General features: G+C 45.3%; 38 protein-coding genes. All 38 read left to right on the top strand.

What is annotated here, in order from left to right; translation table 11 throughout:
• The first annotated feature begins 22 nt into the window (after positions 1 to 22).
• The 38 genes from rpoB to rplQ all read left to right on the top strand — a co-directional run bounded on the left by rpoB (position 23) and on the right by rplQ (position 26,692).
• Positions 23 to 3,460 (top strand): DNA-directed RNA polymerase subunit beta, encoded by a 3,438-nt coding sequence (gene rpoB, locus ACYQ03_RS01155; protein ID WP_459907089.1) that lies wholly within the window; start codon positions 23 to 25, stop codon positions 3,458 to 3,460.
• A 56-nt stretch (positions 3,461 to 3,516) separates the two neighbouring features.
• Positions 3,517 to 7,074, top strand: coding sequence for a DNA-directed RNA polymerase subunit beta' (gene rpoC / locus ACYQ03_RS01150; RefSeq protein ID WP_459907034.1), 3,558 nt, complete (start codon positions 3,517 to 3,519; stop codon positions 7,072 to 7,074).
• A gap of 90 nt (positions 7,075 to 7,164) precedes the next feature.
• Positions 7,165 to 7,416 carry a ribosomal L7Ae/L30e/S12e/Gadd45 family protein gene (locus ACYQ03_RS01145; RefSeq protein WP_459907032.1) on the top strand — a complete coding sequence of 84 codons (252 nt, stop codon included), beginning with the start codon at positions 7,165 to 7,167 and terminating at the stop codon, positions 7,414 to 7,416.
• Positions 7,417 to 7,463: 47 nt separating this feature from the next.
• A complete protein-coding gene (gene rpsL / locus ACYQ03_RS01140; protein ID WP_459907031.1) occupies positions 7,464 to 7,838 on the top strand; it encodes a 30S ribosomal protein S12 in 375 nt (124 codons plus the stop codon).
• A gap of 51 nt (positions 7,839 to 7,889) precedes the next feature.
• Complete coding sequence (gene rpsG, locus ACYQ03_RS01135; RefSeq protein WP_459907029.1) at positions 7,890 to 8,360, top strand: 30S ribosomal protein S7; 471 nt, start codon at positions 7,890 to 7,892, stop codon at positions 8,358 to 8,360.
• A gap of 12 nt (positions 8,361 to 8,372) precedes the next feature.
• Positions 8,373 to 10,451 carry an elongation factor G gene (gene fusA, locus ACYQ03_RS01130; RefSeq protein ID WP_459907028.1) on the top strand — a complete coding sequence of 693 codons (2,079 nt, stop codon included), beginning with the start codon at positions 8,373 to 8,375 and terminating at the stop codon, positions 10,449 to 10,451.
• 43 nt (positions 10,452 to 10,494) lie between these two features.
• Positions 10,495 to 11,697 carry an elongation factor Tu gene (tuf, locus tag ACYQ03_RS01125; RefSeq protein ID WP_459907026.1) on the top strand — a complete coding sequence of 401 codons (1,203 nt, stop codon included), beginning with the start codon at positions 10,495 to 10,497 and terminating at the stop codon, positions 11,695 to 11,697.
• Between the two features lie 187 nt (positions 11,698 to 11,884).
• Positions 11,885 to 12,193: a 30S ribosomal protein S10 gene (gene rpsJ, locus ACYQ03_RS01120; protein ID WP_003544757.1), complete on the top strand. Its 309-nt coding sequence runs from the start codon at positions 11,885 to 11,887 to the stop codon at positions 12,191 to 12,193.
• A 76-nt stretch (positions 12,194 to 12,269) separates the two neighbouring features.
• Positions 12,270 to 12,899 (top strand): 50S ribosomal protein L3, encoded by a 630-nt coding sequence (gene rplC / locus ACYQ03_RS01115; RefSeq protein WP_459907024.1) that lies wholly within the window; start codon positions 12,270 to 12,272, stop codon positions 12,897 to 12,899.
• A gap of 32 nt (positions 12,900 to 12,931) precedes the next feature.
• Complete coding sequence (rplD, locus tag ACYQ03_RS01110; protein ID WP_459907023.1) at positions 12,932 to 13,552, top strand: 50S ribosomal protein L4; 621 nt, start codon at positions 12,932 to 12,934, stop codon at positions 13,550 to 13,552.
• Entirely contained in the window at positions 13,552 to 13,839 is a 288-nt protein-coding gene (gene rplW, locus ACYQ03_RS01105; RefSeq protein WP_459907022.1) for a 50S ribosomal protein L23, read from the top strand. Before rplD ends, rplW begins: the two co-directional genes overlap by 1 nt.
• 14 nt (positions 13,840 to 13,853) lie before the next feature.
• Positions 13,854 to 14,681 (top strand): 50S ribosomal protein L2, encoded by an 828-nt coding sequence (gene rplB / locus ACYQ03_RS01100; RefSeq protein WP_459907020.1) that lies wholly within the window; start codon positions 13,854 to 13,856, stop codon positions 14,679 to 14,681.
• Positions 14,682 to 14,749: 68 nt separating this feature from the next.
• Positions 14,750 to 15,034 (top strand): 30S ribosomal protein S19, encoded by a 285-nt coding sequence (rpsS, locus tag ACYQ03_RS01095; RefSeq protein WP_459907018.1) that lies wholly within the window; start codon positions 14,750 to 14,752, stop codon positions 15,032 to 15,034.
• A gap of 12 nt (positions 15,035 to 15,046) precedes the next feature.
• On the top strand, positions 15,047 to 15,388 hold the full coding sequence (rplV, locus tag ACYQ03_RS01090; RefSeq protein ID WP_459907017.1) for a 50S ribosomal protein L22: 342 nt from the start codon (positions 15,047 to 15,049) through the stop codon (positions 15,386 to 15,388).
• Positions 15,389 to 15,392: 4 nt separating this feature from the next.
• Positions 15,393 to 16,058, top strand: coding sequence for a 30S ribosomal protein S3 (gene rpsC, locus ACYQ03_RS01085; protein WP_459907015.1), 666 nt, complete (start codon positions 15,393 to 15,395; stop codon positions 16,056 to 16,058).
• Between the two features lie 3 nt (positions 16,059 to 16,061).
• Positions 16,062 to 16,496 carry a 50S ribosomal protein L16 gene (gene rplP, locus ACYQ03_RS01080; RefSeq protein ID WP_459907013.1) on the top strand — a complete coding sequence of 145 codons (435 nt, stop codon included), beginning with the start codon at positions 16,062 to 16,064 and terminating at the stop codon, positions 16,494 to 16,496.
• Complete coding sequence (gene rpmC, locus ACYQ03_RS01075) at positions 16,486 to 16,683, top strand: 50S ribosomal protein L29 (RefSeq protein WP_459907011.1); 198 nt, start codon at positions 16,486 to 16,488, stop codon at positions 16,681 to 16,683. Before rplP ends, rpmC begins: the two co-directional genes overlap by 11 nt.
• Before the next feature lie 41 nt (positions 16,684 to 16,724).
• A complete protein-coding gene (gene rpsQ, locus ACYQ03_RS01070) occupies positions 16,725 to 16,994 on the top strand; it encodes a 30S ribosomal protein S17 (RefSeq protein ID WP_459907010.1) in 270 nt (89 codons plus the stop codon).
• Between the two features lie 37 nt (positions 16,995 to 17,031).
• The gene (gene rplN, locus ACYQ03_RS01065; RefSeq protein WP_459907009.1) at positions 17,032 to 17,400 is read left to right on the top strand and encodes a 50S ribosomal protein L14; all 369 of its coding nucleotides are present in this window, start codon (positions 17,032 to 17,034) and stop codon (positions 17,398 to 17,400) included.
• A gap of 93 nt (positions 17,401 to 17,493) precedes the next feature.
• The gene (gene rplX / locus ACYQ03_RS01060; protein WP_459907008.1) at positions 17,494 to 17,814 is read left to right on the top strand and encodes a 50S ribosomal protein L24; all 321 of its coding nucleotides are present in this window, start codon (positions 17,494 to 17,496) and stop codon (positions 17,812 to 17,814) included.
• Between the two features lie 26 nt (positions 17,815 to 17,840).
• Positions 17,841 to 18,380, top strand: coding sequence for a 50S ribosomal protein L5 (gene rplE / locus ACYQ03_RS01055; protein WP_459907006.1), 540 nt, complete (start codon positions 17,841 to 17,843; stop codon positions 18,378 to 18,380).
• A gap of 29 nt (positions 18,381 to 18,409) precedes the next feature.
• The gene (locus ACYQ03_RS01050) at positions 18,410 to 18,595 is read left to right on the top strand and encodes a type Z 30S ribosomal protein S14 (RefSeq protein WP_011876617.1); all 186 of its coding nucleotides are present in this window, start codon (positions 18,410 to 18,412) and stop codon (positions 18,593 to 18,595) included.
• Between the two features lie 21 nt (positions 18,596 to 18,616).
• On the top strand, positions 18,617 to 19,015 hold the full coding sequence (rpsH, locus tag ACYQ03_RS01045) for a 30S ribosomal protein S8 (RefSeq protein WP_459907004.1): 399 nt from the start codon (positions 18,617 to 18,619) through the stop codon (positions 19,013 to 19,015).
• A gap of 24 nt (positions 19,016 to 19,039) precedes the next feature.
• Positions 19,040 to 19,588 carry a 50S ribosomal protein L6 gene (rplF, locus tag ACYQ03_RS01040; protein ID WP_459907003.1) on the top strand — a complete coding sequence of 183 codons (549 nt, stop codon included), beginning with the start codon at positions 19,040 to 19,042 and terminating at the stop codon, positions 19,586 to 19,588.
• Between the two features lie 18 nt (positions 19,589 to 19,606).
• A complete protein-coding gene (gene rplR, locus ACYQ03_RS01035) occupies positions 19,607 to 19,975 on the top strand; it encodes a 50S ribosomal protein L18 (protein WP_459907001.1) in 369 nt (122 codons plus the stop codon).
• Positions 19,976 to 20,005: 30 nt separating this feature from the next.
• Positions 20,006 to 20,506, top strand: coding sequence for a 30S ribosomal protein S5 (gene rpsE / locus ACYQ03_RS01030; RefSeq protein WP_459906999.1), 501 nt, complete (start codon positions 20,006 to 20,008; stop codon positions 20,504 to 20,506).
• 11 nt (positions 20,507 to 20,517) lie between these two features.
• Complete coding sequence (rpmD, locus tag ACYQ03_RS01025; protein WP_459906998.1) at positions 20,518 to 20,697, top strand: 50S ribosomal protein L30; 180 nt, start codon at positions 20,518 to 20,520, stop codon at positions 20,695 to 20,697.
• A 13-nt stretch (positions 20,698 to 20,710) separates the two neighbouring features.
• A complete protein-coding gene (gene rplO / locus ACYQ03_RS01020) occupies positions 20,711 to 21,151 on the top strand; it encodes a 50S ribosomal protein L15 (protein WP_459906996.1) in 441 nt (146 codons plus the stop codon).
• 2 nt (positions 21,152 to 21,153) lie between these two features.
• The gene (gene secY / locus ACYQ03_RS01015; protein ID WP_459906995.1) at positions 21,154 to 22,413 is read left to right on the top strand and encodes a preprotein translocase subunit SecY; all 1,260 of its coding nucleotides are present in this window, start codon (positions 21,154 to 21,156) and stop codon (positions 22,411 to 22,413) included.
• Positions 22,414 to 22,425: 12 nt separating this feature from the next.
• On the top strand, positions 22,426 to 23,172 hold the full coding sequence (gene map, locus ACYQ03_RS01010; protein ID WP_459906994.1) for a type I methionyl aminopeptidase: 747 nt from the start codon (positions 22,426 to 22,428) through the stop codon (positions 23,170 to 23,172).
• Positions 23,173 to 23,200: 28 nt separating this feature from the next.
• Positions 23,201 to 23,491 carry a KOW domain-containing RNA-binding protein gene (locus ACYQ03_RS01005; RefSeq protein WP_459906993.1) on the top strand — a complete coding sequence of 97 codons (291 nt, stop codon included), beginning with the start codon at positions 23,201 to 23,203 and terminating at the stop codon, positions 23,489 to 23,491.
• A 37-nt stretch (positions 23,492 to 23,528) separates the two neighbouring features.
• The gene (gene infA / locus ACYQ03_RS01000) at positions 23,529 to 23,747 is read left to right on the top strand and encodes a translation initiation factor IF-1 (RefSeq protein ID WP_003544696.1); all 219 of its coding nucleotides are present in this window, start codon (positions 23,529 to 23,531) and stop codon (positions 23,745 to 23,747) included.
• A 28-nt stretch (positions 23,748 to 23,775) separates the two neighbouring features.
• Positions 23,776 to 23,889 (top strand): 50S ribosomal protein L36, encoded by a 114-nt coding sequence (rpmJ, locus tag ACYQ03_RS00995; protein WP_003544690.1) that lies wholly within the window; start codon positions 23,776 to 23,778, stop codon positions 23,887 to 23,889.
• Positions 23,890 to 23,910: 21 nt separating this feature from the next.
• Positions 23,911 to 24,282 (top strand): 30S ribosomal protein S13, encoded by a 372-nt coding sequence (gene rpsM / locus ACYQ03_RS00990; RefSeq protein WP_459906991.1) that lies wholly within the window; start codon positions 23,911 to 23,913, stop codon positions 24,280 to 24,282.
• 24 nt (positions 24,283 to 24,306) lie between these two features.
• The gene (gene rpsK / locus ACYQ03_RS00985; RefSeq protein ID WP_459906990.1) at positions 24,307 to 24,696 is read left to right on the top strand and encodes a 30S ribosomal protein S11; all 390 of its coding nucleotides are present in this window, start codon (positions 24,307 to 24,309) and stop codon (positions 24,694 to 24,696) included.
• A gap of 22 nt (positions 24,697 to 24,718) precedes the next feature.
• Positions 24,719 to 25,345, top strand: a complete 627-nt coding sequence (gene rpsD, locus ACYQ03_RS00980) for a 30S ribosomal protein S4 (RefSeq protein WP_459906988.1) — start codon at positions 24,719 to 24,721, stop codon at positions 25,343 to 25,345.
• A gap of 46 nt (positions 25,346 to 25,391) precedes the next feature.
• Positions 25,392 to 26,339 (top strand): DNA-directed RNA polymerase subunit alpha, encoded by a 948-nt coding sequence (locus tag ACYQ03_RS00975; protein WP_459906987.1) that lies wholly within the window; start codon positions 25,392 to 25,394, stop codon positions 26,337 to 26,339.
• A gap of 14 nt (positions 26,340 to 26,353) precedes the next feature.
• Positions 26,354 to 26,692: a 50S ribosomal protein L17 gene (rplQ, locus tag ACYQ03_RS00970; RefSeq protein ID WP_333532144.1), complete on the top strand. Its 339-nt coding sequence runs from the start codon at positions 26,354 to 26,356 to the stop codon at positions 26,690 to 26,692.
• Positions 26,693 to 26,993 lie beyond the last annotated feature (301 nt).

The following is a 26,993-nucleotide window of genomic DNA, read 5'->3' as shown; positions in this document are numbered from 1 at the left end:
TTTAAGGGGTGTGATGCGTTCGATGGCTTACCCGGAAAAAGTAGGAAACAGGGTGAGGTGGAACTACGGCAAGCTTCAAGAAGTGCTGGATTTACCCAACCTTATCGAAGTACAGAGAAATTCTTACGAATGGTTTCTCCAGGAAGGTCTAAGGGAAGTTTTTCATGACATCTCTCCCATTCAAGATTTTACGGGAAATCTTATTCTGGAATTCTTGGACTACACTCTGGGGGAACCAAAATACTTAGTGGAAGAATGCAAGGAACGCGATGTAACCTTTGCTGCCCCATTAAGAGTAAAGGTCCGCCTAATTAATAAGGAAACTGGGGAAGTTAAAGAACAGGAAGTCTTTATGGGGGATTTTCCTTTAATGACTACCAAGGGTACCTTTATTATTAACGGTGCGGAGCGTGTTATAGTAAGCCAATTGGTACGTTCTCCAGGGGTGTACTTTGCTGATCAAATTGACCCCAGCGGCAAAAGGTTATTTACTTCCACTATGATTCCTAACCGCGGAGCGTGGTTAGAGTTTGAAACAGATGTCAATGATCATATTTTCGTTCGTATTGATCGCACCCGTAAGATTCCAGCAACAGTTTTGATTCGTGCTTTAGGCTATGGTTCCAATGCATTAATAATGGAACTGTTTGAAAATGACAAATTTGTACAAGAGACCTTAACCCGTGACAATACTGACACAGAAGAAGAGGCTCTAGTTGAGATTTATAAACGTTTAAGACCAGGAGAGCCACCCACCGTAGAAAGTGCAAGATCTCTATTAAATACATTATTCTTTGACCCTAAACGATATGACCTTGCCCATGTCGGACGTTACAAACTGCAAAAGAAATTAAAGCATGGTATTCTGTATCGTTATCCCAATGGAGAGGATGGCCCCAAGGAATGGGATCGCCTATTAAGCAAGGAAGTTCCGGTGGATCGGACATTTATCCGTGAATTAACCAAGGAAGATATCATCGCCACCTTCCGTTACCTTCTAGGCTTAATGAAGGGTGAAGGGATTGTTGACGATATTGACCACTTAGGCAATCGTCGGTTACGTTCCGTAGGGGAGTTATTACAAAACCAATTCAGGATTGGTTTGTCCCGTATGGAGCGGGTTGTGCGGGAAAGAATGACCATTCAAGATGTTGATGTAATTACACCGCAAGTCCTAATTAATATTCGTCCGGTTGTAGCCTCCATTAAAGAGTTCTTTGGTTCCAGTCAGCTGTCTCAATTTATGGATCAAACCAACCCGTTGGCTGAGCTAACCCATAAGAGGCGTCTATCAGCATTAGGCCCCGGGGGGTTATCTAGGGAACGTGCAGGATTTGAAGTGCGTGACGTTCACCATTCACACTATGGCCGTATGTGTCCCATTGAGACCCCAGAAGGTCCAAACATCGGCTTGATAGGATCTTTGTCTACTTATGCCAGAATAAATAGTTTTGGGTTCATGGAAGCACCCTACCGTAAAGTAGATAAGGAGAACAAACGCGTTACCGATGAAATAGTTTACTTAACAGCAGATGAAGAAGAAGGCCATATCATAGCCCAGGCTAACGCGCCCCTAGACGAAAATGGTTATTTTGTCGAAGAGAGGGCAAATGCTCGTAAGGGTCATGATACTATCCTGGTACCAACGGATCGCATAGATTTTATGGACGTATCACCTAAACAGGTGTTTTCTGTTGCTACTTCTTTAATTCCCTTTCTAGAGCATGATGATGCTAACCGTGCTTTGATGGGTGCAAACATGCAACGCCAGGCTGTTCCCTTGCTGAGATGCCAAGCACCAGTGGTAGGCACTGGTATCGAACACAGGGCTGCTAAGGACTCCGGGGTATGTGTAGTTGCTGAAAGAGGTGGCGAAATTGTAAGAGTCACCGCAAACGATGTTGTAGTTCGGACTGATGAAGGAATAAATGATACTTATAAACTTTTGAAGTTTACGCGTTCTAACCAAGGTACTTGTATCAACCAAAAGCCAATCGTTAATAAAGGCGAAAGAGTGGAAGCTGGACAGATACTTGCCGACGGTCCTGCCACTGAAAAAGGCGAATTAGCATTGGGCAGAAATATTTTAGTCGCCTTTATGACCTGGGAAGGTAACAACTATGAGGATGCTATTCTGATTAGTGAAAAGGCAGTAAAAGAAGATTTCTTTACATCAATCCATATAGAAGAATATGAATGTGATGCCAGGGATACGAAACTGGGGCCAGAAGAAATTACCCGGGATATCCCAAACGTAGGGGAAGATATCTTAAAGGACCTTGACGAAAGGGGTATCATTCGGGTCGGGGCCGAGGTTAGGCCTGGTGATATCTTAGTGGGCAAGGTAACACCTAAAGGTGAAACAGAGCTGACTGCTGAGGAGCGTTTACTTAGGGCTATTTTTGGTGAAAAGGCTAGAGAGGTTAGGGATACCTCCCTCAGAGTACCTCACGGAGAAGCTGGAAAGATTGTTGATGTCAAGGTATTTTCCCGTGAGAATGGTGATGAACTGCCACCAGGAGTAAATCATTTAGTTCGTGTCTATATAGCCCAGAAGAGAAAGATTTCCGAAGGGGATAAAATGGCTGGACGCCATGGTAACAAAGGGGTCGTAGCACGTATCTTACCAGAAGAGGATATGCCCTTTATGGAAGACGGTACCCCAGTGCAAATAGTGTTAAATCCCCTTGGTGTGCCATCTCGTATGAACATTGGCCAGGTTTTAGAAACCCACCTGGGTTGGGCTGCTAGAACTTTAGGGTTTAATGTGGCAACCCCAGTATTTAACGGAGCTTCTGAGGAATCTATTTGGGAATCACTAAAACGTTCTGGTTTACCCGAGGACGGAAAAACCGTTCTCTATGATGGGAGAACAGGTGAACCCTTTGACAACAGAGTTACAGTAGGGTACATCTATATGATAAAACTGCACCACTTAGTGGACGATAAAATTCACGCCCGGTCCACAGGTCCCTACTCCTTGGTTACCCAACAGCCCTTGGGTGGTAAAGCCCAGTTTGGGGGACAACGTTTCGGTGAGATGGAAGTGTGGGCATTGGAAGCTTATGGTGCAGCCTATACTCTGCAAGAAATCCTTACCGTCAAGTCAGATGACGTAGTGGGTCGGGTCAAGACCTATGAAGCCATTGTGAAGGGTGAGAACGTACCAGAACCAGGTGTTCCCGAGTCCTTTAAAGTTTTAATTAAGGAATTGCAATCCCTTGGCTTGGATGTGAAGGTGCTTTCCGAAGATGAAGAGGAAATTGAAATTAAGGAAATTGAAGAGGATATAACAGAAACCGCAAAAGAACTGGGGATTGAACTACCCGAAGAAAGACGGGTGAGCTCTTCCAAAGAGAATGTTGATGATGGAGAGGAAGTCGAAGAGGATTCTGATGATTTCGATGAAACTTTCCTGGAAGAAGCTGAAGACGACTTCAGTTTGGATGACGAGGACTAAAACGAGCGGTATGTAAACCATTGCAACCAAATCCGCTATAAGGGGGAGTAGGTCCTTTGTTAGAACTAAATAACTTTGATAGCATACGTATTGGTCTTGCCTCACCAGATAAAATTCGTCAGTGGTCCAGTGGAGAGGTAAAAAAACCAGAAACCATTAACTATCGGACATTAAAGCCGGAAAGAGATGGGTTGTTCTGTGAAAGAATTTTTGGTCCCACTCGAGATTGGGAATGTCACTGTGGAAAGTACAAGCGTGTTCGCTATAAAGGAGTAGTCTGCGACCGCTGTGGCGTTGAAGTAACCCGTTCTAAGGTACGACGTGAAAGGCTAGGACACATTGAACTGGCTGCTCCGGTTTCACACATTTGGTACTTCAAAGGTATTCCCAGTCGCATGGGTTTGTTGCTAGATATGTCGCCCAGGGCGCTGGAAAAGGTCTTGTATTTTGTTTCTTATATTGTGATTGAACCTGGTGATACACCGCTGTTGAAAAAACAGCTGCTTACAGAAACTGAATATCGGGAATACAGAGATAAGTTTGCCAACACCTTCAAAGCAGGCATGGGGGCAGAAGCTATAAAAATCCTGTTGGAGGAAATAAACCTAGAAGAATTGGCCCGGGAACTGCGTCAGGAACTGAAGGAAGTATCAGGTCAGCGCAAAATACGTGCCATACGCCGACTGGAAGTTGTAGAGGCCTTTAAAAAGTCCGGTAATCGTCCTGAATGGATGATCATGGATGTAGTACCAGTTATTCCCCCGGAATTAAGACCCATGGTACAGTTGGATGGGGGACGGTTTGCAACTTCAGATTTAAATGATCTTTACCGTCGGGTAATTAACCGCAATAACCGTCTGAAGCGATTACTGGATCTAGGTGCACCAGATATTATTGTTCGCAACGAAAAGAGAATGCTGCAGGAAGCTGTTGATGCCCTTATTGATAACGGTCGCCGCGGCCGTCCTGTTACAGGACCAGGCAACCGTCCCCTGAAATCCCTTTCAGACATGTTAAAGGGTAAGCAAGGACGTTTCAGACAGAACCTGCTGGGTAAAAGGGTTGACTACTCCGGTCGTTCAGTTATCGTGGTAGGGCCTCGCTTAAAGATGCACCAATGTGGTTTACCCAAAGAGATGGCCCTGGAGCTCTTTAAACCCTTTGTAATGAAAAAACTTGTTAACGATGGTCATGCCCATAATATTAAGAGTGCCAAACGTATGGTTGAACGGGTGCGTCCTGAAGTTTGGGATGTACTAGAAGAGGTTATTAAAGAACACCCAGTTATGCTCAACCGTGCACCAACCCTGCACCGTTTAGGCATTCAAGCCTTCGAACCAGTACTTGTAGAAGGTCGTGCCATCAAGATTCACCCTATGGTATGTACTGCCTACAATGCTGACTTTGACGGTGACCAAATGGCTGTACACGTACCTCTATCTGCTGAGGCCCAAGCTGAAGCCAGACTCCTAATGTTGGCTGCTAACAACATCTTGAACCCGAAAGATGGTAAGCCAGTGGCCAGCCCAACCCAGGACATGGTTTTAGGTTCCTATTACCTAACCATGGACAGAGACGGTGATTTAGGTGAGGGTATGGTCTTTAAGGATGAACAGGAGGCCATCTTGGCCTATGACAATAAACAGGTATCCTTACAGGCCAAAATAACTGTGCGTCGCCAGAATGGGGAAAGATTACAAACTACTGTTGGTAGGATTATTTTTAATGAGGTTATACCCGAAGAGTTGGGTTACATCAATAAAGTCTGTGATAAAAAGACACTTAGTAAGATTGTTGCAGATTGTTATCGTCTCCTAGGCAATGCACACACCGCAGAACTTCTAGACGGTATCAAAGAGTTAGGCTATAAATACTCAACTAGGGCTGGTATTACTATTGGTGTGGCAGATATTACCATTCCTGAAGAGAAAAAGAATATCTTGGCCAAGTCGGAAGAACAGGTAAACAAAATAGAAATGCAATTCCGTCGGGGTCTAATTACCGAAGATGAACGCTATCGTAAAGTAATTGGAATTTGGAACGATGCCACTGACCAAGTAACCAAGGCCTTGATGAATACCCTAGATAAATTTAACAACGTATATATGATGGCAACCTCTGGTGCCCGGGGTAATATTCAGCAGATTCGTCAGCTGGCCGGCATGCGCGGGTTAATGGCAGATCCATCAGGTCGAATTATTGACTTGCCCATTAAGGCGAACTTCCGTGAAGGCTTAACCGTATTAGAGTATTTTATTTCCACCCACGGTGCCCGGAAAGGTCTCGCGGATACAGCCCTGCGTACAGCGGACTCAGGCTACTTAACCAGACGCTTGGTGGACGTGGCTCAGGATGTTATTGTGCGTGAAGATGATTGCGGTACAACCGAGGGGATTGAAGTAAGAGAAATTAGAGACGGTACCGAAGGTATTGAAAAGCTGCATGAGCGCCTGGAAGGTCGGGTGCCTATGGAAATGGTAGTACATCCCGAAACAGGTGAAGTGATAATTTCCCAAGAAGATGTGGATAATCATCGGGTACTTACCGCTGAACAGGCACTGGCCGTTGAAGAAGCGGGCTTCGAAAAGCTCAAAATCAGATCAGTTATTACCTGCAAAACTCGCTACGGTGTATGTAAACACTGTTATGGTAAGAACCTGGCAACTGGTGGTAAAATTGATATCGGTGAAGCAGTGGGCATTATTGCTGCCCAGTCCATTGGTGAACCTGGTACACAGCTGACAATGCGTACCTTCCACACTGGTGGTGTAGCTGGTGATGATATTACCCAGGGTTTGCCGAGGGTTGAGGAACTATTTGAAGCACGTCGACCGAAAGGTCAAGCCATTGTGGCAGAGGAAGATGGCATCATAGCCATTAGAGAAGTAAAAGGCAGAAGAGAAATTGAGATCACCAAGGACAACGGTGAAAAGAATGTTTATGCTGTTCCCTTTGGAGCCAGATTGAAAGTAAAGGAGGGGCAGCGTATAGATGCTGGCGATGAATTAACAGAGGGCTCCGTCAATCCACACGACCTGTTAAAGATCAAAGGACCTGCAGGTGTTCAAATTTACCTGCTGCAAGAAGTACAGAGGGTTTACAGACTGCAGGGTGTAGAAATTAACGACAAACATATTGAAGTTATGATTCGCCAAATGTTAAGGAAAGTCAAGATAGAAGAAGCAGGGGATACGGATTTACTACCCGGTGGGCTAATCGATATTTTTGAATTTGAAGAGGAAAATCGTAAGGCCATAGAAAAGGGTGGAGAACCTGCTGTAGCTAAACCTGTATTATTGGGAATCACTAAGGCCTCCTTAGCTACAGATTCTTTCTTGTCAGCAGCCTCTTTCCAAGAAACCACTCGGGTCTTAACTGAAGCAGCTATTAAAGGCAAGATGGATCCACTGCTTGGTCTGAAAGAGAACGTTATCATTGGTAAACTGGTACCGGCTGGAACCGGCATGTCGAGATATCGCAACATTGATGTCTTTGAAGAAAAGATGCAGCCAAAGGAAGAAGATAGTGACATATTGCTCCCCGATAGAGGTAGAGACTATAACATTCTTTCCAATGATGCAGATGATCCTTTCGACCTGATATTAGAAAAATAAGACTATAACAACCCGAAATACAAATTATTGACACGGATTATTGTAAGTGATATTATATGTAAGTGTTTTATTACTGGAGGTGGGAATACCATGTCTTTGGAGCCTTTAAAGGCTGCCCGCAAGAAAACAATAGGGGCAAAACAGACGTTAAAGGCTGTAGAAAAATCTCAGGCAAAGGAAGTGTATTGGGCTTCCGATGCAGAGCATCGCGTGGTAGACCCCATCCTTCGGATTTGTTCTTCTAAAAACATACCAGTCATAAAGGTTGAGACTATGAAAGAATTAGGCAGAGCTTGCAACATTGAAGTGGGCTGTGCCATAGCAGCTATTACTGAGCATTAAAAATTTCGACTTAATATGCAGTACTTCGAGAGGAGGTGTAGAGAGATATGCCTACCATTAACCAGCTCATTCGCAAGGGTCGTGAACAGGTTATTTACAAATCAACTGCCCCTGCTCTGAAAGAATGTCCTCAAAAAAGAGGCGTTTGTACCAGAGTATATACTACAACACCAAAGAAGCCTAACTCTGCCCTGCGTAAAGTGGCACGTGTTCGCCTAACAAACGGCATTGAGGTTACATCTTATATTCCTGGCATTGGCCATAACCTTCAAGAGCACTCAGTGGTTCTTGTTCGCGGTGGTCGTGTTAAGGACTTACCTGGTGTACGTTACCATATTGTTCGTGGCGCACTGGATTCTGCAGGTGTTCAAAACCGCAACCGCAGCCGTTCCAAATATGGAGCTAAACGGCCTAAAAAATAAGTTTACTTAATCATTAACAATATAGATTATCGTGTAAAGGGGGGAAAATTAGTGCCAAGAAGAGGTGGAATCCCCAAACGGGATGTACTTCCCGATCCTATCTACGGGAGCAAGATTGTTACCAAACTTGTTAACCAAATGATGTTGGATGGTAAGCGTGGCGTAGCTGAAAAGATTATTTATGATGCCTTTGAAATCATTCAAGAAAAAGTAGGCAAAAGCCCTTTAGAGGTTTTTGATACTGCCATGAAAAATGTGATGCCTGTTCTGGAAGTTAAAGCACGCCGTGTTGGTGGTGCCAACTACCAGGTTCCTGTTGAGGTAAGGGCAGATCGTCGTCAGACTCTGGGTATCCGCTGGCTGGTTTTATTTACCCGCAAGCGTGGTGGCAAGTCTATGGCAGAAAAACTGGCTGCAGAAATCATGGATGCAGCTAATAATACTGGCGCAACTGTTAAGAAGCGTGAAGATACACATAAAATGGCTGAGGCTAACAAAGCATTTGCTCACTACAGGTGGTAAGGGGGAGTCATTATGGCCCGACAGTTTCCATTGGAAAGAACCCGCAACATAGGCATTATGGCCCATATTGATGCCGGAAAAACCACTACCACTGAGCGTATATTGTTCTACACCGGGAGAGTTCACAAGATTGGTGAAGTTCACGATGGTGCAGCCACCATGGACTGGATGGTTCAAGAGCAGGAACGTGGAATTACCATTACCTCTGCTGCAACCACGGCTCAATGGAAGGATCACCGTGTAAATATTATAGATACACCCGGGCACGTGGATTTTACTGTTGAAGTAGAACGTTCGCTACGGGTATTAGACGGTGCTGTGGCTGTATTTTGTTCGGTCGGTGGGGTAGAACCCCAGTCTGAGACTGTTTGGAGACAGGCTGATAAGTACGGTGTACCCAGACTTGCCTATATCAACAAAATGGACCGTGTTGGTGCCGATTTCTTTAACGGCATGGACATGATCAAAAATCGTCTGGGCGCTAACCCAATAGCGATTCAATTACCTATTGGTAGCGAAGATCGCTTTAAAGGTATTGTGGATCTGGTAACTAAGAAGGCCATCATGTATATTGATGACCTGGGCACAAATAGTGAAGAAGCTGAAATTCCAGCAGATATGGTAGAGCAAGTTGAAGAATACCGTGAAAAAATGCTGGAAGCAGTGGCTGAATCTGATGAAGAACTGATGATGAAGTACCTAGAAGGCGAAGAACTGACAGAAGAAGAAATCAAGCTGGCTATTCGTAAAGCCACTCTGTCAGTTAAAATCACTCCGGTAATTTGTGGTTCTTCTTTTAAAAACAAAGGTGTTCAGTCTCTGTTGGATGCAATTGTAGATTATTTGCCGGCTCCAACTGATGTTCCGGCGATTCAGGGTATAAATCCTGATACTGGTGCTGAAGACCAAAGGATCTCTAGTGATGCAGAGCCCTTTGCGGCACTGGCTTTTAAAATCATGACTGATCCATACGTAGGCAAACTCAGTTACTTCCGGGTATATTCCGGGACTTTAAAATCAGGTTCCTACGTTTTCAACTCCACAAAGGGTAAAAAAGAACGGATTGGTCGTATTCTTCAGATGCATGCAAATCACAGGGAAGAGATTCCTGAGGTATATGCCGGTGATATTGCTGCGGCAGTTGGTCTGAAAGATACTACTACCGGAGATACACTCTGTGATGAGAAAAACACAATTATTCTGGAGTCCATGGAATTCCCTGACCCAGTTATTCACGTAGCCATCGAGCCTAAAACTAAGGCGGATCAGGATAAAATGGGTGTGGCTTTAAGCAAACTGTCTGAAGAGGATCCCACCTTTAAGGTGCGTACCGATGAGGAAACTGGTCAGACAATTATTGCTGGTATGGGTGAGTTACACCTGGAAATTATTGTAGATCGTCTGTTGCGTGAATTTAAAGTTCAGGCCAACGTAGGACGTCCACAGGTTGCTTACAAAGAAACCATTCGTAAAGCTATTAAGGCCGAAGGGAAGTTTGTTCGCCAGTCTGGTGGTAAAGGTCAATACGGACATGTCTGGATTGAACTGGAACCCCTGGAAGCAGGTGGCCCAGGCTACGAATTCGTTAACAAGATTGTGGGTGGTGTAGTTCCCAGAGAATACATTGCTCCGGTTGATAACGGAATTCGGGAAGCGATGGAAAACGGTGTATTAGCAGGCTATCAGATGGTGGACATCAAGGCAACCCTTTACGATGGTTCTTACCATGAAGTAGACTCCTCAGAGATGGCCTTTAAGATTGCTGGTTCTATGGCATTCAAAAATGGTGCCCAGAAGGCAAACCCAGTTTTGCTGGAGCCCATCTTCAAGGTTGAAGTAACAGTGCCCGAAGAGTACATGGGCGACGTTATTGGTGACCTAAACAGCCGTCGTGGACGTATCGATGAAATGGGTCAACGCGGCAATGCCAGGATTGTAACTGCCTTTGTTCCCCTGGCAGAAATGTTTGGTTATGCTACCGATTTGCGTTCTAAAACCCAAGGTCGTGGTGTTTATTCCATGCAGCATGACCACTATGATGAAGTACCCAAGAACATTGCCGAAGGAATTATTGCTAAGCGCAACGGTTAATCAATAAGATATTTTCCAAAGGTGCAAGGAGGAAAGTAATAGAATGGCAAAGGCAAAATATGAACGTACTAAACCCCACGTAAACATCGGAACCATTGGTCACGTTGACCATGGTAAAACCACTCTGACTGCTGCTATCACCGTGGTACTGTCTACTTCCGGTGGTGCTGCTGTAAAACGTTACGATGAAATTGATAACGCTCCTGAAGAACGTGAACGCGGTATTACTATTAACACTGCACACGTAGAATATGAAACTGCAAATCGTCACTACGCACACGTTGACTGCCCTGGTCACGCTGACTATGTTAAAAATATGATCACTGGTGCTGCTCAAATGGACGGAGCTATTTTGGTTGTATCCGCTGCTGACGGCCCAATGCCCCAAACCCGTGAGCACATTCTGCTCTCTCGTCAGGTTGGTGTTCCTTACATCGTAGTATTCTTGAACAAAGCCGACATGGTTGATGATGCTGAACTGCTCGAACTGGTAGATATGGAAGTTCGCGAACTGCTGAGCTCCTATGAATTCCCTGGCGATGACACCCCCATTGTAGCAGGTTCCGGTCTGAAAGCACTGGAATGTGGCTGTGGTAAGCGTGAATGCGAATGGTGTGGCAAGGTATGGGAGTTAATGGACAATGTAGATGCTTACATTCCTACTCCTGAGCGTGCTGTAGATAAGCCGTTCTTGATGCCCGTAGAAGACGTGTTCTCCATTACTGGTCGCGGTACCGTTGCTACCGGTCGTGTAGAGCGTGGTCAAGTAAAAGTACAAGACGAAGTTGAAATCGTAGGTCTGAACGAGAAACCTCGTAAGACTGTTGTAACTGGTGTAGAAATGTTCCGCAAGCTGCTGGACTTTGCTCAGGCTGGAGACAACATTGGTGCTCTGCTGCGTGGTGTAGATCGTAAGGAAATTGAGCGTGGTCAAGTATTAGCTAAACCCGGCAGCATTAACCCCCACACCAAATACAGTGCTGAAGTATACGTACTGACCAAAGAAGAAGGCGGCCGTCATACTCCTTTCTTCAACGGCTATCGTCCTCAGTTTTACTTCCGCACCACTGACGTTACCGGTATCGTACAGCTGCCCGAAGGTGTAGAAATGGTAATGCCTGGTGACAACATTAAAGTAGATGTAGATCTGATTACACCCATCGCCATTGAAGAAGGTCTGCGCTTCGCTATCCGCGAGGGCGGTCGTACCGTAGGTGCTGGCGTTGTAACTGGTATCCGTTCATAATTTAGAAATTCGGGATTCGAAGTTCGAAGTTCGAGGTTAAAGAAGACCCGGGAGAAATACCCGGATCGAACCTCGAAACACGAACGCAGAACTTCGAAAATGACTAGCGATGAAGTGGAAGGTTGCTCGTATTCTGAGGTAATTTTCATGGAGCAGTCCGCAAATCGGACGAAGGGAGAGTTAGTAAATGAAAAGCCAAAAGATTAGAATTAGGCTAAAAGCCTTTGATCATCAAATGCTAGATCAGTCTGCCACTAAAATTGTAGATACAGCTAAGCGGACTGGTGCTCAGGTAGCAGGTCCTGTACCCCTACCAACTGAAAAGAGCATTTACACCATTTTGCGTTCCCCCCATGTTAATAAAGATTCCCGGGAACAATTCGAAATGCGTGTACACAAGCGTTTAATTGATATCCTTGAGCCCACTCCAAAAACTGTAGATGCTCTAATGCGCTTGGACTTACCTGCCGGCGTGGATATTGAAATTAAACTTTAATTGACCCCGCAGTGTATGTTAGGAGCCTGGGGTACCAGAGCTTCTAACCTCTGACTATAACAGGAGGTGTTTCCCCATGCCAAAAGGTATTCTTGGCAAAAAAGTTGGCATGACCCAGATCTTTAACGAAGCAGGTATTGCAATTCCTGTTACCGTTGTTGAAGCAGGTCCTTGTCTGGTAGTACAAAAGAGAACTCCCGAAAACGATGGCTACAGTGCTATCCAATTGGGCTTTGGTGAAAAACGTGAAAACTTACTGAACAAACCCACCAAAGGCCATTTGTCCAAAGCTGGTGTACGTCCTGTACGTTTTCTGAGGGAATTCAAAGTGGATGACCTAGATGCTTTTGAAGTAGGTCAAGAAATTAAAGCGGACATCTTCGCTGAGGGCGAAAAGGTGGACGTTGTAGGAACTTCCAAGGGTAAAGGTTTTGCCGGTGGTATCAAACGTCACAATTTCCATCGTGGACCTATGGCCCATGGTTCTAAGTATCACCGTCGGCCCGGTTCCTCCGCAGCAAAAGGCCCTGCTCGTACCTTTAAGGGTAGAAAACTTCCCGGTCACTATGGAGTTGAACGTGTAACCGTTCAAAACCTTGAATTAGTTAAGGTTGACTCTGAACGCAACCTAATTGCTATTAAAGGTGCAGTGCCCGGACCTAGGGGTGGCCTATTACTGGTTAAGAATAGCGTCAAAGCTAAGTAGCGGTGACGCAGCGAAAGGAGGACTGTGAACGAATGCCTAAAGTAGCTTTATATAACATCAACGGCGAACAAGTTGGCGAAGTGGAGCTCAAAGACGAAGTTTTTGGCATTGAACCCCATGAGCATGTCATGCATGAAGCAGTAAACATGCAGTTGGCCAACCAACGCCAAGGTACTCACGATACAAAAACTAGATCAGAAGTACGCGGTGGCGGACGCAAACCCTGGCGTCAAAAGGGCACCGGACGTGCCAGAGCTGGTAGCAGCAGATCTCCGATCTGGCGTAAGGGTGGTATTGTCTTTGGTCCCCATCCTCGTGACTATGCTATTTCTCTGCCCAAGAAAGTGCGCCGTCTAGCTCTCAAGTCAGCCCTTTCTAGTAAGGTATTAGATCAGGACATTGTTGTGTTAGACAGCCTGACCATAGATGCTCCTAAGACCAAAGAAATGGTACGTATTTTGAGCAATCTAAAGGCTGATAAAGCCTTGGTAGTAACTGCTGAACGTGACTTAAATGTTGAAAAATCTGCTAGAAATATTGAAGGTGTAAAGCCTCTTAAAGCTGATGGAGTAAACGTTTACGATTTATTAAAATACACCAAGCTGGTTATCACCAAAGATGCCGTTGCTAAAATTGAGGAGGTGCTGGCGTAATGAAAAACCCACGCGATATCCTCATCAAGCCGGTGGTAACTGAGAAGAGTACTGGTTTGCTAGCAGAGAATAAATACACCTTCATTGTAGATCTCAATGCTAACAAAACCGAAGTTAAAAAGGCTGTTGAGGAAATTTTCAAGGTTAAGGTGGAAAAGGTGAGCACCATGCGCGTTAAAGGCAAATTAAAGCGCGTTCGTCAATTCACTGGCAAAACCCCTGACCGTAAAAAAGCCATTGTTACCTTAAAAGAAGGCAACAAGATCGAGATCTTTGAAGGACTGTAAGGAGGGAAGCCCAGGTGGCAGTTAAAAATTTTAAACCTACCTCACCTGGCCGCCGGTTTGTAACTGTTCCCGACTTTAGCGAGGTTACCAAGGTTGATCCTGAAAAATCTTTGCTAGAGCCCATAAAGAGGACCGGGGGACGCAACGCCCAGGGCCGACTGACTGTTAGGCACCAGGGTGGTGGCCATAAGCGGATGTACCGCTTAATCGATTTCAAACGCAATAAAGATGGCATCCCTGCTAAGGTTGCATCTATTGAATATGATCCCAACCGTTCGGCACGTATTGCTCTTCTTAACTATGCAGACGGTGAAAAACGTTATATTTTAGCTCCTGTAGGTCTGGAAGTTGGCCTAACTGTTGTATCCGGTCCAGATTCGGATATCAAAGTAGGTAACTGCTTACCATTACGGAACATTCCTGTTGGTACCATGATCCACAACATTGAATTGCACCCCGGTGCTGGAGCTCAAATTGTTCGCTCTGCTGGAACCTCTGCGCAATTAATGGCCAAAGAAGGTAAATATGCAAACCTGCGTTTACCCTCTGGTGAAATGCGCCTAGTATTGCAAGAATGCCGGGCAACAATCGGCCAAGTTGGAAACCTTGAGCATGAGAATATTACCATAGGTAAAGCTGGTCGTTCTCGCCACTTAGGTATTAGACCTACCGTACGTGGTAAAGTTATGAACCCTGTTGACCACCCACACGGCGGTGGTGAGGGCCGTAACCCAATCGGTCGCAATCCATCTACTCCTTGGGGTAAATTGGCTATGGGTGTTAAGACCCGTGGTAGAAAGAAAAGCGATCGCTTAATTGTAAAACATCGTAATAAGAAATAGTACAGGGCCAACAACACACCCGGCCCCGTGAATATGGAACATGACCATGATCCGGAAGGAGGTTCATAATGGCTCGTTCTCTAAAAAAAGGACCGTTTGTAGACGATCACCTTCTGAAGAAAATTGAAGGGATGAATGAGAAAGGCGAAAAAAAGGTATTTAAGACCTGGTCCCGCCGCTCCACCATCTTCCCACAGATGATCGGCCACACCATTGCTGTTTATGATGGGCGTAAACATATCCCAGTATATGTTACTGAAGATATGGTTGGACATAAATTAGGTGAATTCGCACCTACTCGTACCTACAGAGGCCACGCTGATAAATCAGAACGGTCCACTGGACTTAAGTAAGGGGGATAAACGATGGAAGCGAGAGCTATCGCAAAATTTATCCGTGTGTCCCCGCGTAAAGCCCGCATGGTAGTTGATTTAATTCGTGGCAAAAAAGTAGAAGAGGCATTGGCCATTCTGCGTTATACCCCGAATAAGGCTGCCGCTGCAGTGACCAAAGTGGTTAAATCTGCCGCTGCTAACGCGGAACACAATAATGATATGGATAAAGATGAATTAGTAGTATCCCAAATTTTCGTTGACCAAGGTCCCAGCCTAAAACGCATGATGCCTAGGGCTATGGGACGGGCTGACATAATAAAAAGAAGGACCAGCCACATCACCGTAGTGGTTTCGGATAAAAAGGAGGGATAATTGCGTGGGCCAGAAGGTTAACCCAAAGGGTTTGCGTATTGGCATAATCAAAGACTGGGATGGTAAATGGTTTGCTGATAAACGCAATTACTCCAATTTGTTAATCGAGGACGTTAAAATTCGTGAATATATTAAGCGCAAGCTATATCAAGCAGGTATTGCTAAAGTTCAGATTGAACGTGCAGCTAACCGCGTGAAAATTTCCATTCACACTGCCAAACCTGGTATTGTTATTGGTCGCGGTGGTGCAGAAGTAGAAGCTTTACGTAAAGAGCTTGAGAAAATGACTGCTAAGCAGGTTCACGTAAATATTGTTGAAATTAAAACTCCGGAAGCTGATGCACAACTGGTGGCAGAAAATATTGCTTCCCAGTTGGAAAAGCGGATTGCATTCCGTCGTGCCATGAAGCAAACTGTACAGCGCTCCCTAAGAATGGGTGCCAAGGGTATCAAGATTGCCTGCAGTGGCCGCTTGGGCGGTGCTGAAATCGCTCGCACTGAATGGTATAGTGAAGGCAAAGTGCCCCTTCACACTCTGCGTGCTGATATTGACTATGGCTTCGCTGAGGCCAATACTACCTACGGTAAAATTGGCGTAAAAGTTTGGATCTATAAAGGAGAAGTTTTACCGGAAGCGAAAAAACCCGCAGCCGGTCAAGGAGGCGAGTAACCGATGCTTATTCCGAAAAGGGTTAAATACCGCAAGCAGCACCGTCCCCGTGGTAACGGAGGCGTTTCTAAGGGCGGTAGAGAGGTAAGTTTCGGTGAATACGGAATCCAGGCTCTAGAGGCTGGTTGGATTACAAACCGTCAAATCGAAGCTGCTCGTATTGCCATGACTCGTTATATTAAACGTGGTGGTAAAGTATGGATTCGCATATTCCCAGATAAGCCGATCACCCAGAAACCAGCTGAAACACGTATGGGTTCCGGTAAAGGTGCTCCAGAACACTGGGTGGCTGTTGTTAAACCAGGTCGTGTTATGTTTGAAGTAGCAGGCGTTGCCGAGCCTATCGCTCGTGAAGCTATGCGTTTAGCTATGCATAAACTTCCTGTTAAATGCAAGTTTGTAGTACGTGGGGAAGTAGGTGAAGCCAATGAAAGTTAAGGAAATCAGAGATCTTTCTGATGTCGAGCTGGCTAAGAAGATAGATGACTCCAAAGATGAACTCTTCAAATTAAGATTTCAATTGGCAACCGGACAATTGGATAACCCCATGAAGATTAAAGATGTTAAGCGTAATATTGCTCGCTTAAAGACCGTCGAAACCGAAAGAAAACTAGGTATTCGATAAGCATAGTTGTGGAAATAGTCATCGACCAGGAAGGAGGTACGATGGTGGAACAAGTGCGTAACATGCGCAAAACTCGTCAAGGTAAAGTAGTCAGCGACAAGATGGATAAGACTATCGTTGTTGCTGTTGAAGATCGTGTTCGCCACCCGCTTTATAACCGCACCATTCGTAAGACTACAAAATTCAAAGCCCATGATGAAGAAAACAGCTGTCGCATTGGCGATACTGTACGTATCATGGAAACCCGTCCGCTTTCCAAGGATAAGCGTTGGCGTCTGATAGAAATCCTGGAAAGGGCCGAACAACTTTAGATTTGGCTAATACCGGGCACGAAGGGAGGTTTTTTGCGTGATTCAAGTTCAAACGATCTTAAAGGCTGCAGACAACACAGGAGCTAAAAAGTTAATGTGCATTCGTGTCATGGGAGGCTCCCTGCGTCGTTATGCCAGTGTTGGTGATATTATTGTTGCTTCTGTAAAGGAAGCTACACCCGGCGGCGTTGTTAAAAAGGGTGACGTAGTTAAGTGCGTTATTGTACGCACTAACAAAGAAGTACGCCGTCCAGACGGTTCTTACATCAAGTTTGATGAAAACGCCGCTGTTGTCATCAAAGATGACAAAACCCCCAGGGGAACACGTATCTTTGGACCCGTAGCCCGGGAGTTGCGTGAAAAAGACTTTATGAAAATTGTTTCACTTGCACCTGAAGTTATCTAGTCGGATTAAGCAAGAGGTAAGAGTGGTAGGAGATTAATACGATCCAACCCTAAAATCCCCTCTCACTTCTTAATCGGGAGGTGTATGAACTACATGCCGAAAGTTCACGTTCGCAAGGGCGATACTGTTATGGTAATTACCGGTAAGGATGCTGGTAAAAAGGGTAAAGTTGTTACCGTAGAACCTGCTAAAAACCGTGTGATTGTTGAAGGCGTTAACGTTGTTAAACGCCACCGGAAGGCCACTCCACAAATGCCTCAAGGAGGTATTGTGGAAAAAGAGGCCCCCATCCATAGCTCCAACGTTATGCTGTTCTGCAATAAATGCAATAAAGCAACGCGTATTCAGAAGAAAGTTCTGGACAACGGCAATAAAGAGCGTATTTGCAAACATTGCGGTGAAACACTCAGCTAACAAGAGCTCGGAAAGGAGGAAAAAACGTGGCAAGGCTAAAGGATAAGTACCTGAGCGAAGTTCAACCAGCTTTAATGCAAAAGTTTGGTTATAAGAATATCATGCAGGTTCCTAAGCTTGAAAAAGTTGTTATCAACGTTGGCCTGGGCGAAGCAGTTCAAAACAGCAAGGCTGTTGATGCTGCAGTAGGCGATTTGATGGCTATTACAGGTCAGCGTCCTATTACTACCAAAGCCAAAAAGTCAATCGCTGCATTTAAACTGCGTGCAGGTATGACCATTGGTACTAAAGTAACAATGCGTGGCGAGCGCATGTATGAATTTGTTGACAGACTGTTCAACGTTGCGCTGCCCCGGGTAAGAGATTTTCGTGGGGTATCAGATAAGTCTTTCGATGGCCGTGGTAACTATACAATGGGCCTCAAAGAACAACTGATTTTCCCAGAAATTGAATATGATAAAATTGATAAAGTGCGTGGTATGGATATTACATTCGTAACCACTGCCAAATCTGACGAAGAAGCCAGAGAGCTACTGAAACTTATGGGCATTCCCTTTGTTAAGTAAGCTAACTTCCGGTAAAGGAGGGTAATTCGGTGGCCAAAAAATCCATGATTAATAAGGCCAACGCACCACAGAAATTTACGGTGCGCGGACATAATCGTTGCAAACTGTGTGGTCGCCCCCATGGTTATATGAGAAAGTTTGGTATTTGCCGTATTTGCTTCCGTGAGCTTGCCTATCGTGGGGAGATTCCGGGAGTAAAGAAAGCCAGCTGGTAATCAGGAAGGAGGTTGCATCACATGGTCATGACTGATCCCATTGCGGATTTTTTAACAAGGGTTCGCAATGCTAACACTGTTTACCATGATAAGGTAGAAGCCCCGGCCTCCAATGTAAAAAAGGCTATTGCTGAGATCCTGAAGCAAGAGGGCTACATTAAAGACTACGAAACAATTGAAGATGGTAAACAAGGAACTATTAGACTGTATCTAAAGTACGGTGTAAATAAACAACGCGTTATCACTGGACTGAAGAGAATTTCCAAGCCCGGTCTGCGTGTATACGCAAAGAAAGACCAAATCCCTAAGGTATTAGGTGGGCTAGGTATCGCCATTGTATCCACATCAAAGGGTATTATGACCGACAAACAAGCACGTCAAAACGGACTCGGTGGCGAGGTTATTTGCTACGTCTGGTAAGCGTCGTAACAGGAGGTGTGACAGATGTCCAGGATTGGTAAAAAGCCTATTCCAGTGCCCCAAGGTGTTGATGTAAAAATGAACGGCAACGTTTTAGCCGTTAAAGGACCCAAGGGCCAATTGGAACAGGAATTCCACCAGGATATGATCATTAAACTGGAGGAAGGCAATCTGGTGGTGGAGCGTCCCAGTGATGCAAAAAACCACAGAGCTTTACATGGTCTAACCCGCACCCTGTTAAACAACATGGTAGTAGGAGTGACCAACGGCTTCCAGCGTAATCTTGAGCTGGTTGGTGTTGGTTACCGCGCTGCCAAGCAGGGTAATAAGCTGGTGCTGACCATCGGTAAATCTCACCCGGTTGAAATAGAGCCCCCGGCTGGCATTGAAATCGAAGTTCCTGCAGCAACTAAGATTGCTATTAAGGGATGCGATAAGCAAGCTGTAGGGCAGTTAGCAGCCAATATCCGTGCAGTTCGTGAACCCGAACCATACAAAGGCAAGGGTATTAAATACGAAGGCGAAAACATTCGCCGCAAAGCCGGTAAAGCCGGCGGTAAAGGCAAGAAATAGGGAAGGAGTTGAACTCGGTTGCTTACCAAACCTGACCGTAAAGCGATACGTGCAAAGCGTCGTCTTAGAGTCCGGAATAAAATTTTGGGCACCGCGGCAAGACCACGTCTTAACGTTTTCCGCAGCCTAAATAATATCTATGCCCAACTCATCAATGATGAAACTGGCGTGACCGTGGTTGCCGCTTCAACCCTATCGCCGGAACTTAAAGGAAAAGTGAAAAATGGTGGCAATGTTGAAGCTGCCAAAGCTGTTGGCGATTTAGTCGGCAAGCTGGCCCTGGAAAAGGGTATTAAGGAAGTAGTATTTGACCGTGCAGGATACCTCTACCACGGTCGTGTAAAAGCTCTGGCAGAGGGTGCCAGAGAAGCAGGATTAGACTTTTAGTCTGATCTTAAAGGAGGGAAGCAACGACACATGGCAAGAATTGATGCCAGCAAGCTGGAACTAACCGAAAAGGTTGTCTATATTAACCGTGTTGCCAAGGTTGTTAAGGGTGGTCGGCGCTTTAGCTTCTCCGCTCTGGTGGTAGTTGGCGACGGTAACGGTCACGTGGGTGCCGGCTTAGGTAAAGCCGCGGAAGTTCCTGAAGCTATTCGCAAGGGAATTGAAGATGCTAAGAAAAACATGATAGAAGTTCCTTTAAATGGAACAACTATTACCCACCAAGTTCAAGGTCGCTTTGGAGCCGGAAAAGTTCTAATGAAGCCAGCTGCTAAAGGTACTGGAGTAATTGCGGGCGGTCCCGTACGTGCCATCCTAGAATTGGCTGGTGTAAGAGATATCTTAACAAAATCATTAGGTTCTAATAACGCTAACAACATGGTAAACGCTACCATGGAAGGGCTTAAGCAGCTTAAGACCCCAGAAGAAGTGGCACGTCTACGCGGTAAAAACGTAGAGGAATTATTAGGATAGGGGGACGGACAATGGCCAAGCTGAAAATTACGCTAGTACGCAGTCTTATCGGCAGGCCTGAGGCACAGCGGAAAATTGTCCGCGCCCTTGGCTTGGGTAAGACCAATAGTATAGTAGAACAAACCGACAGCCCCAATATTAGGGGTATGATCAATAAAGTTTCTCACCTAGTCAAGGTCGAGGAAGCCTAAAGGAGGTGTACCGGTGAATCTTTCCGAATTAAGACCAGCTCCCGGTGCAAGAACAAAGCCAACCCGTAAGGGTCAGGGTATCGGCTCCGGTTTAGGTAAAACTGCCGGCAAAGGTCACAAGGGTCAAAAGGCTAGATCAGGCGGCGGTGTACGTCCTGGATTCGAAGGCGGTCAAATGCCTTTACAACGCCGGTTCCCCAAGAGGGGCTTCACAAACATTTTCAAGAAGCAGATTACTGCTATCAACTTAGATCAGTTGAATGTTTTTGAAGCTGGCACTGAAGTAACTCCAGAGTTATTATTAGAAACAGGTGTAATAAAGAAGATCGGCGACGGTGTGAAGATTTTGGGGGATGGCACCCTAGAAAAAGCTTTAACCGTAAAAGTTCATGCCTTTAGTAAAACGGCATCTGAAAAGATTGCTGCTGCAGGCGGAAAAGCCGAGGTGATCTAAGGGTGTTAAACAGCCTGACAACTGCGTTCAAACTAGACGAACTGCGGAGCAAGCTGCTTTTTACCCTGGCAATGCTTTTCTTGTTCCGGGTGGGTGCCCACATACCGGTACCTGGAGTTAACCCGGAGGCATTTGCCAAGCTACTGCAAACTGGTCAATTGCTTGGTTTTTTTGATGTCATCTCTGGGGGAGCATTCAAAAACGCAAGTATCTTTGCGATGAGTATTACCCCATACATTAACGCCTCTATTATCATGCAGCTCCTTACTGTGGTAATTCCTCATTTAGAGAAATTAGCAAAGGAAGGGGAAGAGGGGCGTAAAAAAATCACCCAATATACCCGATACTTTACAGCTGTTTTAGCCTTTGTTCAGGCTATTGGTATGACCATGGCTCTGCAGGGTGCTCTGGCTAATCCCAGTGTTTTAAATTACCTAACAGTGGCCATTACATTTACTGCTGGTACCGTGCTTTTAATGTGGATTGGTGAGCAAATCACAGATAAGGGAATAGGCAATGGTATATCATTACTGATTTTTACTGGTATAGTCTCCAGAATTCCATCAGCTATGGTCAATATCGGTCAGTATCTAAAGACTGGAACTATTAACATCTTTAGTGTTCTGGTTCTCGTGATCATTGGAATTCTGGTGATTGCAGCTGTTGTTTATGTGCAGGAAGGTCAGCGACGTATTCCTGTACAATATGCCAAGCGTGTAGTGGGACGTCGTGTGTACGGCGGTCAAACCTCACATCTGCCTTTAAAGGTAAACCAGGCTGGCGTTATTCCAATTATCTTTGCATCATCACTGTTAATGTTCCCAGGTCAAATTGCATCATGGTTTTCTGGCAATGCATTTGCTGCTTGGTACCTAAAGTGGTTTGCCTGGGGTGGAGTTCTCAACAGTATTTTCTATGCCCTATTGATTATTGGTTTTACTTACTTCTACACAGCGGTAATTATGAACCCAGTTGATATGGCAGAAAACATTAAAAAGTACGGAGGGTTTATCCCTGGACTACGCCCGGGACGCTCTACTGCAGAATATATTAGTAAAGTTATGAGTAGAATCACTTTGGCTGGGGCAATCTTCCTAGCGCTGATTGCTATCTTACCAAACGTAATACTAGCGTTAACCCGTATTCCTAACGTATACTTCGGTGGCACCGCACTTTTGATTGTCGTAGGTGTTGCTTTAGATACGATGAAGCAGATTGAATCACACCTGCTGATGCGGAGTTACCAAGGCTTCTTGAAATAGCGGGTGAAACAAATGATTACTATAAAAAATGAGCGCGAACTAAACTATATGCGGGATGCCGGACGGGTTGTTGCTGAAACCTTTGAAATTCTCAAGGGTATGGTTAAGCCTAGCATTACTACCAAGGAACTTGACAGCAAGGCAGAAGATTTTATTCGTAGCAAAGGTGCTAAACCGGCATTTAAAGGGTATGGCGGTTTCCCCGGAACCCTGTGCACTTCTGTGAATGATGAAGTTGTTCATGGAATCCCCGGTTTAAGAAAATTGGAAAATGGGGATATTATTAGCATTGACTGTGGTGCGGTAATAAATGGTTTTGTTGGTGACAGTGCTCTAACAGTACCGGTAGGAACCATAAGTCAAGAGGCTCAGGAATTGTTAAGAGTAACCGAAGAATCATTATATGCCGGCATTACTCAAGCAGTGGAAGGTAATCGCCTTTCCGACGTTTCTAATGCCGTCCAAAAATGTGTCGAGAAACAGGGCATGTCAGTTGTTCGGGACTATGTGGGGCATGGTATAGGAGCCAAAATGCATGAGGATCCACAGATACCTAATTTTGGTCCTCCTGGCCGGGGGCCCAGGCTTAAAAAAGGAATGACATTAGCAATTGAACCAATGGTAAACTTGGGTACCTTTGAGGTACGCACCCTTGATGATGATTGGACGGTCGTAACCCTTGACGGAAGGTTGTCAGCTCACTTTGAACACACAATCGCCATAACCGATGATACGCCAGAGATTCTAACAAAACTTTAGAAGACCGAGGCACGGAGAGGTGTTGGAGGTGCAAGGTTTGATTGAGGAAGTGAGGCCCGGGCAACTGGTAAGTTCGACCCAAGGGCGTGATGTGGGAAGGTACTACCTGGTTGTTAACGTTTTAGGCAATAGTTTTGTAACTGTAACCGATGGGGAGTATCGTGGCATAGAGAAACCCAAAAGAAAGAATATTAAGCATCTTAAATTTTACCAGCTATATTCAGAAGTAATCGGAACAAAGCTAGCTGCCCAAATAAAGATAACAAATGCAGATATCATGTCAGAAATGGCTGAAATGATAAGAAAGCTCCAGGAGTAACCTTTACTCAAAGGTTAAGGAGGTTGGGTAAAGAGCAATGTCAAAAAATGATGTTATAGAAGTAGAAGGCAAAGTATTAGAGCCGCTCCCAAACGCTATGTTTCGGGTAGAGCTACAGAACGGACATAAGGTACTGGCACATGTATCGGGAAAAATTCGTATGAATTTTATCCGTATACTACCTGGCGACAGGGTTACGGTGGAACTGTCTCCCTATGACTTAACCCGGGGTCGCATCGTTTACCGCTTTAAGTAAACAAGATCCCCCAAAGGAGGGTTACATTATGAAAGTCAGACCATCGGTAAAACCGATTTGTGAAAAATGCAAGATTATCCGCCGTGAAGGTAAGGTTATGGTTATCTGCGAAAACCCCAAGCATAAGCAAAAGCAAGGGTAACACGGGAGGTGTATTCGTAATATGGCACGTATTGCCGGGGTGGACCTGCCGAAAGATAAAAGAGCAGAAATAGCTCTTACCTATATCTACGGCATTGGTAAGCCAACTGCTCAAAAAATTCTAGCTCAAACCGGAGTAAATCCGGATACTAGAATGAAAGATTTAACTGAAGAAGAAGTCAATAAGCTCAGAGACTATATTGATAAAAATATTCAGGTTGAAGGTGACCTTCGCAGAGAAGTTGCCCTCAATATCAAGCGTCTGATTGAAATTGGATGCTACCGTGGCCTCAGGCACCGTCGCGGACTTCCTGTTCGCGGCCAGCGTACAAAAACCAACGCTCGTACCCGTAAGGGTCCTAAGAAGACTGTTGGTGCACGCAGGAAGAAGTAAGGCGAGAGGGGGTAAAGAACAAACATGGCTCGTCGCCAAGTAAGAACTAAACGTAAAGACAAGAAAAATATTGAGCAAGGTGTGGCCCATATTAAGTCCACCTTTAACAATACCATCGTAACCATTACCGACCTTAAGGGCAATACCCTTGGCTGGTCCAGTGCTGGTCAGGTTGGCTTTAAGGGTTCCCGTAAAAGCACTCCCTTTGCCGCCCAAATGGCTGCAGAAGCTGCTGCCAAAGACGCGATGGAACACGGTTTAAAAGAAGTAGAAGTTACAGTTAAGGGACCTGGTTCCGGACGTGAGGCTGCTATTCGTTCACTGCAGGCTGCTGGTCTGGAAGTTAACATGATTAAAGATGTTACTCCGATTCCTCACAACGGTTGCCGGCCGCCTAAGCGCCGGAGAGTGTAATTAGGGAGGTGCATGAGTTTCCATGGCAAGATACACTGGTCCACACTGCCGCCTTTGTCGGCGTGAAGGCCTAAAACTGTATTTAAAGGGAGACCGTTGCTACACCGGTAAATGTGCTATTGACCGTCGTAGTTATGCTCCCGGACAACATGGTCAAGGTCGTAAAAAAGTTTCTGAATATGGTATTCAATTGCGTGCAAAGCAGAAAGCACGTCGTATTTACGGCGTACTGGAGAAACCTTTCCGCAACTATTTCGAACATGCAGAACGTCAACCAGGTGTTACTGGTGAAAACCTGTTACGTCTTTTAGAGCGTCGCTTGGATAATGTAGTTTACCGTCTAGGTCTGGGAGCTTCTCGCGTAGAGGCAAGACAACTGGTTCTTCATGGCCACTTTACCGTAAACGGTAAAAAGGTAAACATCCCTTCTTTCCAAGTTCGTGTTGGCGATGAAATTGCTGTTCGTGAAAAGAGCAAAGCATCTCCTCGTGTTAAAGAATTGATGGAGAGATCAGCTGATCGTACTCCTCCAGCATGGTTGGAGTATGACGGACAAGAAGCTAAAGGCAGAGTTGTTGCATTACCCAGCCGGGATCAAATCGACGCTCCGGTTGAAGAGCATTTAATTGTCGAGCTGTATTCCAGGTAATTGGTCGGTATATTAGTTCCGGTCCGGCCAAAGGAGGGTTACCGAATTGTTGGAAATTGAAAAGCCGAAGATTGAGATAGTAGAACAGAGTGAGGATAACACATACGGTAAATTTGTAGTAGAACCTCTAGAGCGTGGCTATGGTATTACCCTGGGCAACTCTCTGCGCAGGATTCTACTATCCTCCCTGCCTGGGGCTGCTGTTACATCCGTTAAAATCGAGGGTGTACTGCATGAGTTTGCCACAGTTCCAGGGGTTCAGGAGGATGTTACCGATATTATTCTAAACCTGAAAAATCTTTGCCTTAAGATTCACAGCGACGAGGAAAAAGTTCTTCGGGTGGAAGCACAAACCGAAGGTCCCGTCACTGCCGGTGATATTATTACTGATGCCGATGTTGAAATATTGAACCCTGACTTACATCTGGCAACCCTTGACACCGGTGGACGGCTGTTTATGGAGATTACTGTAAACAAGGGCCGGGGATATTCTTCAGCAGAGAAGAATAAAAAGGGTGAGCACATTATAGGGGTTATACCTGTCGATTCCATCTATACACCGGTACGTAGGGTGAACTACAATGTGGAAAACACCCGTGTAGGTCAAATAACGGATTATGACAAGCTCACTCTTGAGGTCTGGACCAACGGCAGTATCCGACCGGACGAGGCTACCAGCCTATCTGCCAAAATATTAAATGAACATCTCAGACTGTTTATTGGTTTAACAGAGACAGTTAATGATGTTGAAATTATGGTAGAAAAAGAAGAGGAGCAGAAGGACAAGATCCTAGAGATGACCATTGAGGAACTTGATATGTCAGTACGCTCCTATAACTGCCTGAAACGGGCTGGCATCAACACTGTAGAAGAACTGATTCAGCGTAATGAAGAGGATATGATGAAAGTACGTAACCTCGGCAAGAAGTCGCTGGAAGAAGTAATTAATAAATTGCACGAACTAGGCCTGTCGCTTAGGACCGATGACGAGTAAGGGAGGGACGAATTGTGGGCTATCGTAGATTTGGTTTAACCACTGGCCATCGCAAAGCGATGCTGAGAAACCTCGTTACCTCTTTATTCCGGGATGAACGGATTGAAACCACCGGACCCAGAGCTAAAGATGTGCGAAGCATTGCTGACAAGCTGGTAACTGTTGCCAAGAAGGGTGACTTGGCTGCCCGCCGCCAGTGCTTAGAATACATCTATGAAGAAGATGTAGTCAAAAAACTATTTGATACTATCGCTCCCAAATATGCTGACCGTCAAGGCGGATACACACGTATTATCAAAGTGGGTTATCGCCGGGGTGACGCAGCTGAAATGGTGCTGTTGGAACTAGTATAATTCCATGGCGTAAAAGAATTGGCGGAAACCCCGGGATTGTGTGGTTTCCGTTTCGCCTTGCCTAAAGGTGAAGGCAAAAGAGCCCCGGGGATTAACCGATGCTTCGGTCACCCTGGGGCTTTTTGCCATATCCTAGAGAATTAAGCTTTCATATATACATAGACAAATTAAGGACGAAATGGTACCTTAAAGGGCACTAATACTACATGCCCTTTAGGGTATGGCTTAGCACCTTCGCATTGCAAGTGGGTTAATTCTTTGCGAGTTTCTAAAACGTAATATTATACTAAGAACAAATGAT

The organism is Desulfotomaculum defluvii (assembly GCF_054657375.1).
This window is presented reverse-complemented; position numbering and strand designations above follow the sequence as displayed.

Coding starts and splice junctions, on each gene's coding strand:
- ACYQ03_RS01145 (WP_459907032.1), top strand. CDS start 7,165: ATGTCTTTGGAGCCTTTAAAGGCTGCCCGCAAGAAAACAATAGGGGCA.
- rpmJ (WP_003544690.1), top strand. CDS start 23,776: ATGAAAGTCAGACCATCGGTAAAACCGATTTGTGAAAAATGCAAGATT.
- rpsK (WP_459906990.1), top strand. CDS start 24,307: ATGGCTCGTCGCCAAGTAAGAACTAAACGTAAAGACAAGAAAAATATT.
- tuf (WP_459907026.1), top strand. CDS start 10,495: ATGGCAAAGGCAAAATATGAACGTACTAAACCCCACGTAAACATCGGA.
- rpmC (WP_459907011.1), top strand. CDS start 16,486: ATGAAAGTTAAGGAAATCAGAGATCTTTCTGATGTCGAGCTGGCTAAG.
- map (WP_459906994.1), top strand. CDS start 22,426: ATGATTACTATAAAAAATGAGCGCGAACTAAACTATATGCGGGATGCC.
- rpsL (WP_459907031.1), top strand. CDS start 7,464: ATGCCTACCATTAACCAGCTCATTCGCAAGGGTCGTGAACAGGTTATT.
- rpsE (WP_459906999.1), top strand. CDS start 20,006: ATGGCAAGAATTGATGCCAGCAAGCTGGAACTAACCGAAAAGGTTGTC.
- rpmD (WP_459906998.1), top strand. CDS start 20,518: ATGGCCAAGCTGAAAATTACGCTAGTACGCAGTCTTATCGGCAGGCCT.
- rplV (WP_459907017.1), top strand. CDS start 15,047: ATGGAAGCGAGAGCTATCGCAAAATTTATCCGTGTGTCCCCGCGTAAA.
- rpsH (WP_459907004.1), top strand. CDS start 18,617: ATGGTCATGACTGATCCCATTGCGGATTTTTTAACAAGGGTTCGCAAT.
- rplC (WP_459907024.1), top strand. CDS start 12,270: ATGCCAAAAGGTATTCTTGGCAAAAAAGTTGGCATGACCCAGATCTTT.
- rpsQ (WP_459907010.1), top strand. CDS start 16,725: ATGGTGGAACAAGTGCGTAACATGCGCAAAACTCGTCAAGGTAAAGTA.
- infA (WP_003544696.1), top strand. CDS start 23,529: ATGTCAAAAAATGATGTTATAGAAGTAGAAGGCAAAGTATTAGAGCCG.
- rplF (WP_459907003.1), top strand. CDS start 19,040: ATGTCCAGGATTGGTAAAAAGCCTATTCCAGTGCCCCAAGGTGTTGAT.
- rplP (WP_459907013.1), top strand. CDS start 16,062: ATGCTTATTCCGAAAAGGGTTAAATACCGCAAGCAGCACCGTCCCCGT.
- fusA (WP_459907028.1), top strand. CDS start 8,373: ATGGCCCGACAGTTTCCATTGGAAAGAACCCGCAACATAGGCATTATG.
- rpsS (WP_459907018.1), top strand. CDS start 14,750: ATGGCTCGTTCTCTAAAAAAAGGACCGTTTGTAGACGATCACCTTCTG.
- rpsM (WP_459906991.1), top strand. CDS start 23,911: ATGGCACGTATTGCCGGGGTGGACCTGCCGAAAGATAAAAGAGCAGAA.
- rpsJ (WP_003544757.1), top strand. CDS start 11,885: ATGAAAAGCCAAAAGATTAGAATTAGGCTAAAAGCCTTTGATCATCAA.
- rpoB (WP_459907089.1), top strand. CDS start 23: ATGGCTTACCCGGAAAAAGTAGGAAACAGGGTGAGGTGGAACTACGGC.
- rplD (WP_459907023.1), top strand. CDS start 12,932: ATGCCTAAAGTAGCTTTATATAACATCAACGGCGAACAAGTTGGCGAA.
- rpsD (WP_459906988.1), top strand. CDS start 24,719: ATGGCAAGATACACTGGTCCACACTGCCGCCTTTGTCGGCGTGAAGGC.
- rplW (WP_459907022.1), top strand. CDS start 13,552: ATGAAAAACCCACGCGATATCCTCATCAAGCCGGTGGTAACTGAGAAG.
- rplX (WP_459907008.1), top strand. CDS start 17,494: ATGCCGAAAGTTCACGTTCGCAAGGGCGATACTGTTATGGTAATTACC.